Annotated in this window: 11 protein-coding genes; 3 read left to right on the plus strand and 8 right to left on the minus strand. The window is 61.8% G+C overall.

Annotated features, from left to right (window positions below):
* Positions 1 to 13: 13 nt before the first annotated feature.
* From VJ604_RS07440 to VJ604_RS07455, 4 genes are all read right to left on the minus strand, one after another.
* Positions 14 to 1,177, minus strand: a complete 1,164-nt coding sequence (locus VJ604_RS07440; RefSeq protein ID WP_324081196.1) for an ABC transporter permease — start codon at positions 1,175 to 1,177, stop codon at positions 14 to 16.
* Position 1,178: 1 nt separating this feature from the next.
* Positions 1,179 to 1,868: an ABC transporter ATP-binding protein gene (locus VJ604_RS07445; protein ID WP_324081198.1), complete on the minus strand. Its 690-nt coding sequence runs from the start codon at positions 1,866 to 1,868 to the stop codon at positions 1,179 to 1,181.
* A gap of 135 nt (positions 1,869 to 2,003) precedes the next feature.
* The gene (locus VJ604_RS07450; RefSeq protein ID WP_324081200.1) at positions 2,004 to 3,215 is read right to left on the minus strand and encodes an efflux RND transporter periplasmic adaptor subunit; all 1,212 of its coding nucleotides are present in this window, start codon (positions 3,213 to 3,215) and stop codon (positions 2,004 to 2,006) included.
* 63 nt (positions 3,216 to 3,278) lie between these two features.
* On the minus strand, positions 3,279 to 3,560 hold the full coding sequence (locus VJ604_RS07455) for a DUF503 domain-containing protein (RefSeq protein ID WP_324081202.1): 282 nt from the start codon (positions 3,558 to 3,560) through the stop codon (positions 3,279 to 3,281).
* A gap of 202 nt (positions 3,561 to 3,762) precedes the next feature.
* On the opposite strand from VJ604_RS07455, the gene VJ604_RS07460 reads away from it, so the two are divergent.
* The 3 genes from VJ604_RS07460 (at position 3,763) to VJ604_RS07470 (ending at position 7,319) form a co-directional block, all read left to right on the plus strand.
* A complete protein-coding gene (locus VJ604_RS07460) occupies positions 3,763 to 4,899 on the plus strand; it encodes a TolB-like translocation protein (RefSeq protein ID WP_324081204.1) in 1,137 nt (378 codons plus the stop codon).
* 88 nt (positions 4,900 to 4,987) lie between these two features.
* A complete protein-coding gene (gene rdgC / locus VJ604_RS07465) occupies positions 4,988 to 6,178 on the plus strand; it encodes a recombination-associated protein RdgC (protein ID WP_324081206.1) in 1,191 nt (396 codons plus the stop codon).
* Between the two features lie 310 nt (positions 6,179 to 6,488).
* Positions 6,489 to 7,319 carry an HDOD domain-containing protein gene (locus tag VJ604_RS07470; RefSeq protein ID WP_324081208.1) on the plus strand — a complete coding sequence of 277 codons (831 nt, stop codon included), beginning with the start codon at positions 6,489 to 6,491 and terminating at the stop codon, positions 7,317 to 7,319.
* A 90-nt stretch (positions 7,320 to 7,409) separates the two neighbouring features.
* On the opposite strand, the gene VJ604_RS07475 is transcribed toward VJ604_RS07470, so the two are convergent.
* From VJ604_RS07475 to VJ604_RS07490, 4 genes are all read right to left on the minus strand, one after another.
* A complete protein-coding gene (locus VJ604_RS07475; protein ID WP_324081210.1) occupies positions 7,410 to 7,817 on the minus strand; it encodes a (deoxy)nucleoside triphosphate pyrophosphohydrolase in 408 nt (135 codons plus the stop codon).
* A 4-nt stretch (positions 7,818 to 7,821) separates the two neighbouring features.
* On the minus strand, positions 7,822 to 8,235 hold the full coding sequence (locus tag VJ604_RS07480) for a DUF2914 domain-containing protein (RefSeq protein ID WP_324081212.1): 414 nt from the start codon (positions 8,233 to 8,235) through the stop codon (positions 7,822 to 7,824).
* A gap of 136 nt (positions 8,236 to 8,371) precedes the next feature.
* On the minus strand, positions 8,372 to 9,553 hold the full coding sequence (gene argJ, locus VJ604_RS07485; RefSeq protein WP_324081214.1) for a bifunctional glutamate N-acetyltransferase/amino-acid acetyltransferase ArgJ: 1,182 nt from the start codon (positions 9,551 to 9,553) through the stop codon (positions 8,372 to 8,374).
* Positions 9,554 to 9,728: 175 nt separating this feature from the next.
* On the minus strand, positions 9,729 to 11,400 hold a 1,672-nt coding region (locus VJ604_RS07490), incomplete at its 5' end, for a preprotein translocase subunit SecA (RefSeq protein WP_324081215.1).

Below are 11,400 nucleotides of genomic sequence, written 5' to 3' on the forward strand. Positions count from 1 at the left end.
AGTGTGGACGGCTCTACGTCGCCCTCAGCGCTTCTACGATGTTCATCCTGGCCGCCCGAAAGGCCGGGAGGACGCCGCCGATGAAGCCCATCACCAGGGAGAACACCAGTGACTTCCACAAAATCCCGAAGGTCAGCGTGAAGGAGAAGGCGAGCTCGGCGAAGGACTGCCAGTTCATGGTGGAGATGGTGATGAGCTGCATGAAGGAGGCGGCCACCACGCCGAGTATCCCGCCGCAAAGCCCCAGCAACAAGGCCTCCATGATGAAGGCGGCCAGGATGCTGCCACGCTGGAAACCGAGCGCGCGCAAGGTGCCGATCTCGGTCACCCGGTTGGCTACCGCGGCGTACATGGTGATGGTCGCACCGATCACCGCCCCTATGGAGAAGACCACGGTCAGCACCATCCCCAAGATGCGCAGGAACTTCGCCATCGACTCCGACTGTTCCAGGTAATACTTGTTCTCCCGCTTGGCCTCCACGGTGAGCCTCGGATCGCTCTCCACCCGCGACCGATAGGCCTCGAAGGCTCTGGTGTCGCGCAACCGGAAGGTCACCGACGAGTACACCTGACGCCGGAAGGCCTGCATCATCTGGTCGACGTCCCCCCAGATCTCGGAAGAGAATCCGGTGGCACCGGCATCGAACACCCCCACCACGCGCCAGTCACGCATCCCGAAGCGGATGGTCTCCCCCAAGCCACAGCCGTTGAAACGGCGCGCGATGCTCTTGCCGGCGATCACCTCCGCCGAGCCGGGATGCGGCATGCGCCCCTCGGCCAGGTGGACGGCCGGGCGAAGCTGCAGGGAGGCGGCATCGATCCCCCTGATCACTACGTTGGCGGGCTTGTTGGAGCCGCGCTTCTTCAGGTTGATCAGCACTACCAGCTCCTTGGACAAAAGCGGGTTGCCGTCCGGGCCGATGGCAACCTCCGGCTCGCTGGATAAAAGGGAGGCCTGGCTGCGCTCCACGCCGCTTTGCACCTCGGAGTTGGCCGACTTCCTGATCACGATGACGTTCTCGGGGGAGCCGGTAGCTACCAGGGTCTTCTGCAGCCCTTCTGCAAGCATGAGGGTGGCAGCGAAGACGAAGACCACGAGCCCCATGCCGCTGGCGGTGAGCAGGGTGGTGAGCCGGCGGGTCCAGAGATTGCGGAAGCTGTAGGAGTAGGGGATCATGTCAGTTCGTGCTCAACTCGCCCTTTTCCAGGTGCCGGATCAGGTGGGCCTTCTCGGCCGCCCGGGGGTCGTGGGTCACCATGATGATGGTCTTCTGGAAGGTGTGCACCAGCCGGTCCATGAGCTGCAGGATCTCTTCGGCGGAGACCCGGTCCAGGTCGCCGGTCGGCTCGTCGGCAACCAGGATGTCGGGATCGGTGACGATGGCGCGGGCAATGGCGACCCGCTGCTGCTGGCCGCCGGAAAGCTGTGCCGGGTAGTGATCCATCCGGTCGGAAAGCCCCACCACGTTCAAGGCTGCCTCCACGTGTTCGCGCCGCTCCGCTCTTTTGAGTGGGGTCAATAAAAGCGGCAGTTCCACGTTCTCGAACGCGGTCAGCACCGGGATAAGGTTGTAGAACTGGAAGATGAAGCCGACGTTCCCGGCCCGCCAGTGGGCGAGCTCGCTTTCGGAAAGGGAGGTGATCTCCACCTCGCCAACCCGGATGGAGCCGTGGTCGGCGGAGTCGATACCAGCTATCAGGTTCAAAAGGGTGCTCTTGCCGGAGCCGGAGGGGCCCATGAGTGCCACGAACTCGCCGCGAGAGATATCGAAGTTGATGCCGGTCAAGACGGGGATGACCTGGCTGCCGCGCCGGTAGCTCTTGGAGAGGTCGCGGATCTGGACGATGGGGGTATCAGAAGCTGCCATAAAATTGTGTACTCACAGCCTACAGGTGATGAGTTATTGATCTCGGTCGTGCTTCGACAAGCTCAGCACGAACGGTGTCGGTGACGTAGACACCCGCATCCCGTTCGTCCTGAGCCTGTCGAAGGACTCCTTTTTCTACTTCTCGGGCACGCTGACGCGGGACTGGTCGTGCAGGTTATCGAGGGGCTTCACCGCGATGCGCTCGCCGGCCTTCAACCCGGAGATAACTTCCACCATGTCACCCAGCTTCCCGCCCAGCGTGACCTGCCGCTCGACCACCTTGTTCCCGTCTATCACGAAGACCACGCTCTTGCCGTTACGGGTAGCCACGGCGGCCGGGGGCACCGCTACCCGCGGCTTGCCACCCCCCTGCTGTACCGGCTGCTCCAGGAAGGCCACCTTGGCGCTCATCTCCGGCAGGACGCGTTTGTCCCGGTCCACGAAACGGACCTTCACCATCACGCTTCCTTTGCTGCGGTCGGCGGTGGGGACGATGGTGTGCACCTCGCCGCGGAAACGGCTGTCCGGCAAGGCATCGAGCAGGATCTCGCAGGGCTCGCCCACGTGGACCTTGCCGATGTTGGCTTCGGAGACGTCGGCCTCGACCTCCAGCGAGTTCATGTCGGCCAGGGTGACCACCGCCGCCTTGGCGTCGGCCTGGGCCGCCACCGGGGAGATGACGTTACCGACGTCGGCATTCTTGGTCAGCACCACGGCGTCGAAGGGTGCCCGGATCAGGGTGTATCCCAGCCCCGCCTCGGCCCCCTTCACCGCATACTCGGCGGCCTTCATGGAGGCCTGCGCCCCCGCTGTTGCCGCCACGTCCTTGTGGTAGCGGGCCTCGGCGGTATCGTAGTCGCTTTGGGAGATGATCCCCTGGCCGATCAGTTCCTTGTAACGGCGCAGGTTGCGGGCGGCATCCTTCTCCTCCACCTGGGCCTGTACCAGCGTATCGCGCGCGGCCTTCAGGTTCGCTTCCGCCTGGTCGCGGGTTGCCGTCACGTCGTTATTCTCCAGCCGTGCCAGCAGTTGCCCCTGCTTGACGACGCTCCCCTCCTCCACTCCCAGCCAGGCCAGGGTGCCGGTCGCCTTGGAGGAAACGGCGGCTTTTCTCTGCGCAACCACATACCCGCTGGCATTCAGAAGAGAGAGCGTCTGGGAGGGATAGAGCATGGAGACGGTGGCGACCTCCACGTCGACGCTGCGGTTGACGGCGAAGCGCCAGGCGGATACGCCCACCAGGAGCGCCACCACGATGATCCAGACCCAGAGGCGGCTCGTGCGCCGTTTGGGTCCGGCAATGCGCTGCTTGTCGATCGAAAGCTTACTCAGGTCCTCATCAGCCATGCATTAACTCCATCAAGCAGATTGGCAATTTTTGAAAATTAACACATTTTGGCTTTTCAAGCCTCACAATTCTTCAACCTGCAGGTCGGTTACTTCCACGTCCGGGCGCTCCTCGACCAGCCACAGTTCGAGTTCCTGCATGAGCGCTCTGCCACGCGTGTGGCTGTCGGCGACGGTGACAAAGGCAAGCTCGGCATCGCCGGGGTAGTCGTGGAGGTCGGATTCGCGGCAGGCGACGTTGAACCTGTTGCGCGCCCTCCCGAGGATGCTCTTGACGATGCCCCGCTTGTCCTTGAGCGTGCGGCTCAGCAGACGGAGGCGGATTTGCATGAGGACGACGAACACTGGCTCCTCCTTTGTCGAATGGCACCGGCCTATCGTGCGATCCTCACATTCTAGCACAGCGGAGCGGTAAAAAGGCAGTGATTCGAGATGTTTAAAGTTGAAGAGACCGGACGGTTCTTCTGACGGTGGGAGTCGGGAGGTCTTCTGGTTGTCTTGCGGGATGGAATCGGGTAGACTGGCGCCTCGCCACAGGAGGCCTGCCATGATCCGTCTGTCCGTTGTTCTGCTCTCTTTGCTGCTCTTTTCCCTCTCCGGCTGCGTCGGGCTCGGCAAGATGCTTTCCCAGTTGCCCCCGGAACTGCAGATGAAGGAGGTCGGCAAGACCGATTCAGCTTCCCCCTTCGCTGTCAGCCGAGACGGCAAGATCGCCGCCGTCCACGAGGAGGAGATCGAGATCATCTCCCCGGACGGCCACGTCGTGAAAACCGGCAAGATCGTCGGCCAGCGGCCCAACATCCTTTCCTTTTCCCACAACGGCACCCTGCTGCTGGCGGCGCTGCCGACCGCGACAGGAAGCAGCTTGCGGCTTTTGACACTGGATGGCAAGGTCCTGGCGGAGGCGACCTTGCCCGGAAGGGTGACGGCGGCACTCTGGCGCGACAACCAGCAGGTGGAGGCAGCCGCCCTAAACATCAGGCGATCCAGTGACGGCACGCAGCTCACCTCCGTTCTCTATGATTGGGACAACTCCGGCACTCCGCTCGTCACCACGCTCAGTGCGGTCACCATCCATTCCGACCTTTCCAAGCTGTCGGATGAACTGCTGCTCAATACGCTCAACCTGTCCCTTTCCCCCTACGGCGACGAGATCGCCTACTCCATGATGAAAGACTTACCAAAGTTTTCACCGTATCAGGCGGTGATCACCCGCCGTATCGACAGCGGCAGTGAACATGAGGTAACCAGGACCTCCGTCGGCTCCGGCGGCCCCATCTACGGCCCAGACGGCGACACCCTGCTGGTGGGAGACTCCCGATCGGTAACCCGCCGGGTCACCATTCCGGACGGGCGTGAAATCTACGCCTGGCCATCCCAGGGAAGCTATCCCTCCATGTCTCCCTCAGGGAAATACCTCTTCCTGGATGGACACCTCTACCGTGACGGCCAGACCTTGGCGACCTTCCCCAAGGAGAGCAGGGCCGAGTTCCTGTCGAACGGCTCCGGGCTGGTGCTCCTCTATGGAAGCCGGCTCTACCTGGTCTCGGGACTGGAGGACCAAGCTGCAGCCAAGCCCGCCGCCAACACGAAACTTCTGGAACTGCGCAAGCTGAGGAGTCAGGGGGTGATCAGCGAGAGGGACTACCGGGCCCGGCGGGATAAATTGAAGGGGCAGAAATGATTTTAACTTGCCCAGAGAGGGCAAAAGGTGTATCCATGCTGTCCCGTTAAAACCACATCAGTACCAGCACAATCTGAAGGAGAACACGATGGGCATCCTTGCCAACACAGTTAGCGTCTGCCATTTCAAGGTCCAGGGGGAGCTTCCCAAGGAGGACCTCTACGGCTGGACGTTGAAGCAACTCGCAGCAAATAGGTTCAACCCGATCGACCAGGGAAACGAGGAATTGTCGGTGGGCTGGGTGCATCTGGACGACCCCAAGGTTTCTGAATTCGACACTCCCGTCGCCTGCTGGCGCGACCACTACCTCATGTTCACCCTGCGCAGGGACAAGCGCTCGGTACCCTCTGCCATTCTGAAGGCGGCCCTGGAAAGGGAGTACGACAAGTGGCTGGTCGAAAATCCGGGCTACAACAAGGTTCCCAAGGACAAAAAAGAGGACCTCAAGGAAGCGGTGCGCGCCATGCTCCTTTCCCAGACCCTGCCGACTCCGGCAACCTACGACGCGGTCTGGGACACCAACAGCGGCCTGCTGACCTTCAGCTCGCTTTCGCCCAAGGTGATTGAACTTTTCGAGGAACAGTTCAAGAAGACCTTCGAGGGTCTCCGGGTATCGGCCTTCCACCCCTTCGCGCGCGCCGAGAGCGTGCTGGACGAGGGTAACAAGGTACTTCTCATCCAGGCCAACAAGGCGACCAGCGAAAACTACCTGGACCTGATCAAGGAGAACCAGTGGCTGGGGACCGACTTCATGCTCTGGCTCATGTTCCAGACCATGAACGAGGCCTCCGAGTACGCCGTCAACCAGCCGGGCATCCTGCTGGACAACGAGCGTTTCGTGGGCTACCTGGACGACCGCGTCGTGCTGCTCGGGTCCGGGGAAAACGGCGCCCAGAAGATCACCGTGGCAGGTCCCCAGGACCACTTCAACGAGGTGAGGAGCGCGCTTTTGAACAGGAAGCAGATCACCGAGGCGACCCTGCACCTGGAGACCAGCGAGGATGAGCACTGGAAGATGACCCTGAAGGGGGAGCTGTTCCATTTCGCCTCCTTCAAATCCCCTTCCGTGAAGATCGAGAAGGACAACACCACCGACGAGGCAATGGAGCGCGAAGCGGTCTTCTTCGAGCGGATGGTGCTCCTCGAGAAAGGGAGCCAGCTGTTCGACTCGCTGTTCGCCACCTTCCTGAAGCTGAGGCTGGGGAGCGAATGGCCTGAGCAGGAAGCGCAGATCCAGCGCTGGCTGAACGTCTGCAGCTTCTGTGGCGGCGCGCTGTAGTTTACGCCGCTGGGGCCGACACGAGCAATGGGGGACTGGCTCCGACAGGTGCCAGTCCCCTTTTTTTATTCAGTCCCCTTTTTTTATTCGGCCCTCCCGAAAAGCAGGCAGTGCTCCCCCTCCCTAGCCCTCCCCCTTCGGGAGAGGGAACATTCGGACAGATGCAAGGGGGACTGGCACCTTCGGAGCCAGTCCCCTTTCTGCGTCGCGGGCCCCCTTCACTATTCCAACCATTTGCACCACCTCTTTTGGATTAAAGATAGAGAGATGCCGGCCGATAAGGAATAATATTTTCCCTTAGGAGATCTGCATGGCCCTCTCGCTTACCATCAGGCGGCTGCTGACTATTCAACCGATAGAACTCCCGGTTTTCCATCCCATAGCGATCAAACTGCAGCACCTGCTGGAGACTCCCAACTTCAAGATGGATGAGGTGATCGACCTCGCCAACGAGGACCAGTCGCTGGCGGGTCAGATCCTGAAGATGGCCAACTCCACCATCTACATCGGCCGGGTCCGCACGGAGACCATCAAGGACGCCGTGATCCGCCTGGGCGCGCAGCAGGTAGCCAACCTGGCGATGGCGGCGTCACAGGCCAGCCTGCACGCGTCTGAAAACATCGTGATTCACGGCTTCATGCAGTCTCTCTGGCTTCATAGCCACGCCTGCGCAATCGGCAGCCGGTGGGCGGCCCGGAACGCCGGTTATCCGCAGTACGCGGAACAGGCGTACATGGCGGGGCTCCTACACGACGTGGGGAAGCTGTACCTCTTGAAGGCCCTGGAGCGGCTGAACAAGGCAGGGGTGGCGCAGGCGGCCCTGGAAGAGGAGTTGCTGCTGGAGATCTTCGCGGAGCTGCATGTCGAGCAGGGCTGCCGGCTCATGCAGCACTGGAACATGCCCAAGATGTACAGCAACGTGGTCGCCAACCATCATGACGTCACCTTCGACACCTCGGACACCGTGCTGACCACGGTGCGCTTTCTGAACGCCGCCTGCAAATACAAGGGGATCGGCACGGTCCGCGACACCTCCATCGACATGTTGGGTCTGCCGGAAACCTCCCTCCTCCAGTTGGGACAGGAGGAGCTGGATGAGCTCTACGAGCTGATCGAGGACACGCAGGAGTTTGAAATGTGAGGTGCGGGTACTGGTGTTGGGGGTGGACGAAGTGGACGGCCTGGACGGGGTGGATGAGATGGACACGCCGGAGGCGGTGGCGGCGCGGGGCTATTCTGGACGGGTGAGGCGCTGGTACTCGGCTATGATGGGGAGGTCGGCGTCGGCCCAGTCGAGTTCGTGCATCTGCTGGGCAGGGAGCCACGTGATCTCGGAATGCTCGTGCAGGACTATCTCGCCGGAAACGATGCTGCAGATGTACGGATAAAGGGTGACGGTGAACGCTTCGTAGTGGTGGGTGGCCGGGGTAAGGGGGCGCCCCACCGAAATCTGCACCCCCATCTCCTCGACCAGCTCGCGCTGCAAACACTCTTCCTGGCCTTCGCCCGGCTCGATCTTCCCGCCGGGAAATTCCCACTTCAACGGCAGATGCATGGAGGCGCTTCGCAACGCGGAAAGCACCAGGCCGTCCCGCTCGATGATGGCGCAGGCGACGTGGATATGCCTTCTTTCCTTCAACCTGCTATTTCCCGTTCATCTTGAAACTAACGGACCTCAGAACCTTACCGTCCTCGTCCTGGGCCTCGCAACGCCAGTCGCCCGACATCCCCTTCTCGACATCCTTGCTGCTGTAGGTGCGCCAGTGGGAGCCTTTCACCGGCATCTCGTCTTCATGCACCACTTTCCCGTCCAGGAACCAGACATGCTTGATGGTGGTGTCGGTCCCTTTGGGGGCAGTGATGCGGGTGAAGCAGTAGAGCGCCTTGACCGAGGAGGACGAGATCCGCCAAACGGAGTCGATGGGATTCCCCTTGACGATCTTGGTGGTCACCGCCATCTCCGTGATCTTCAGGTCGCTCGCCTGCGCCTGCGAGAGGAGGGTCAGGCAGAAGAGTGTTGCTGCAAGTGCCGAAGTTAGAAGCCTGGTAAAAGTCATTATGCCTCCAGCAGATGATTCAACTTTCAGGGTAAGCAGTTTGGCGCCGGGCGCGCCCCCATCCTCACCCTGTCCCTCCCCTTGAAGGGGAGGGGACGCTATAGGTGGGACAGAGCAAGATCCGCGAAAGTGCTCTTTACGTGCGGTAGTCGGCGTTGATCCGCACGTAGTCGTAGGAGAGGTCACTGGTGTAGACCGCGGCTTCGCCGGCACCGATATGAAGATCGATGGTGACCGTGAATTCCTTCTGCTTCAAGACTTCGGTTCCGGCCGTCTCGGCGTCGCCACCGGCAAAGATGCCGTGCCGGGCCATGACCACGTCGTCGAAACGGATCTCCACCCGGTCGGGGTCCATCGGGATGCCGGCGTAACCCACGGCGGCGATGATCCTCCCCCAGTTGGCGTCCTGACCGAAGAAGGCGGTCTTCACCAGCAGGGAGTTGGCCACCGACAGCGCCGCTTTCTTTGCGTCGGCATGGCTTTCGGCACCTTTCACCCTGATCTCCACGAACTTGGTGGCGCCTTCGCCGTCTTTCACTATCTGCTTGGCCAGCGACAAGAGGACGTCGTGCAAAAGGGCCAGGAACGAGGCGCCCTCGGGGGTGCCCGCCTTGATGACCGGGTTGCCGGCAGCACCGTTGGCCATGATCAGCGCGGTGTCGTTGGTCGAGGTGTCCCCGTCCACCGTGATGGCGTTGAAGGAGCCATCCACCGCCTCAGTGAAGGCGCTCTTCAGGAAATCGGGATCGACGGCGGCGTCGGTGACCAGGAAGGAGAGCATGGTTGCCATGTTGGGCTGGATCATGCCGGCGCCCTTGGCGACCCCCTCGATGGCGTACCCTACCCCACCGGCCTCGCCGCGGCGGCGCTCCAGCTTCGGGAAGGTGTCGGTGGTCATGATGGCGTCGGCCACGTCCTCCAGGGTCCCCACGGCAACCCCGTCCACCAGCGGCTGGATAGCCTTGCGGAAGCGGTCCATGGGGAGGGCCTGGCCGATCACGCCGGTGGAGGCGATCAAGAGCTCGTCGTCGGGCAGGCCGAGCAGTTCGGAGACGCGGCGGCCGCACTCGAGGGCGTCGGTCATCCCCTGCTCGCCCGTGCAGGCGTTGGCGTTGCCGCTGTTGACGATGAGCGCCCGGGCGCTGCCGTTGGCGGCGCGCTGGCGGGAGATCACCACCGGCGCGGCCTGCACCTTGTTGGTAGTGAAAACCGCGGCCACCTGGGCCGGGTCCTGGGAAAAGATCAGCGCCAGGTCGAGACGTCCCGGCTTCTTGATGGCCGCCTCAACGGCGGAGAACTGAAAACCTTTCAGTGACATGGCAAACCTCTTAAAAGCGGGATCAAGGTCGAGATTGAGATTAAGAAACCCTGCCATCTAATTTTAATCTTGCTGCTGGCCTTACCTCAATCTTAATCTTAATCTTGATCTCGTCTTGCTGCCTTTCGGCCTTTCCTCAATCTTGATCTTGATCTCGATCTCGCCGTTGGCCTTGCTACTTGCCGCAGCACTTCTTGTACTTCCTGCCGCTGCCGCAGGGGCAGGGGTCGTTGCGGCCGGTGGTCCTGGCCCCTTTGGCGGGAGCCTGCAGGACGGGGGCCTCCTCGGCCAGGTTGAAGGACATGCGCGGCGCCATGGGCACCATCACCGACTGCCCCTCTTCGTCCGTCTCCTCGACGTACTGCATGTCTTCCTGACGCGCCACCTGCACCCAGAAGATCTTCTCCACGACCTCTTCCCGGATGCGGGCCATCATGTCCATGAACAGCTTGTACGCTTCCCGCTTGTACTCCTGCTTGGGGTCCTTCTGCCCATAGCCGCGCAGGCCGATCCCTTCCTTCAAGTGGTCGATGGAGAGGAGATGGTCCTTCCACTGGGCGTCGATCACCTGCAGCATGATCACCTTGATCAGGTGGTCCATCAGCTCGTCGCCGAACTCGGCCGTTTTCTGGGAGAAGAGGCGATCGGCTTCCTCACGAAGGTAATCGCCGAAGTTGATCACGGTCAGCCGCTCGATGGTCTCGGCCGGCAGGTCCAGCTGGTAACCGAACACCTTGAAGACGGTATCGGTGATGGACTGCCAGTCCCACTCGCGGGCGGGGGTCTTGTCGATGGTGAAGGCGGTGACGATATCGGTGACGGCCTCCTCCACCATGCCGAGGAAGCTCTCCCTGATCTCGTTGCCGGCCAGGATCTCCTTGCGCTGGGTGTAGATCACCTCGCGCTGCTTGTTCATGACGTCGTCGTACTCGATCAGGTGCTTACGGATCTCGAAGTTGTGTGCCTCGACCTTCTTCTGGGCGTTCTCGATCGCCTTGGTGATCAGGCCATGGGTGATGGCCTCCCCTTCCTCGATCCCCAGCTTGTCCATGATCATGGAGACGCGTTCGGAGCCGAAGATGCGCAGAAGGTCGTCCTGCAGCGAGAGGTAGAAGCGGGAGGAGCCCGGGTCGCCCTGGCGGCCGGAACGGCCGCGCAGCTGGTTGTCGATGCGGCGCGACTCGTGGCGCTCGGTGCCCAGGATGTGCAGGCCGCCCAGGCTGACCACCTCGTCGTGCTCCACCGCGCAGCCCGGCTTGTACTTGGCCACCAGCTGATCGAACTCCCGCTGGTTTTCGGCCAGGACCAGCGCACGCAGATCGTCGAAGACGAACTCGTCATGCTCCTTGATGTAGTCGCCGGCGATCTTGCTCACCTCGCGGAATTTCTCGACCATCTTCAAGAGTTCCTGCTCGGACATCTCCTTGGCCACCGCCAGTTCGAAGGCATCCATGAACTCCTCGGTCTTCGACTCGGGGGTGCCGCCGAACTCCTGCCTGGCCAGGCCGTCGGGGTTGCCCCCCAGGAGGATGTCGGTACCGCGGCCTGCCATGTTGGTAGCGATGGTGACCATCCCCTTGCGACCGGCCTGGGCGACGATCTCCGCTTCCTTGTCGTGCTGCTTGGCGTTCAGGACGAAGTGCGGGATGTTCTGCTTCTTCAAGAGCTCGGAGAGCTCCTCGGACTTCTCGATCGAGATGGTGCCGACCAGGATCGGCTGCACCTTCTCGTTGAGCTCCTTGATCTCGTTGATGACCGCGTTGAACTTCTCGCGCTCGGTCTTGTAGATGACGTCCGGGAAGTCCGGGCGCAACAGCGGACGGTTGGTCGGGATGACCACCACGTCC

This window comes from Geomonas sp., from assembly GCF_035254065.1.
GTDB lineage: Bacteria > Desulfobacterota > Desulfuromonadia > Geobacterales > Geobacteraceae > Geomonas.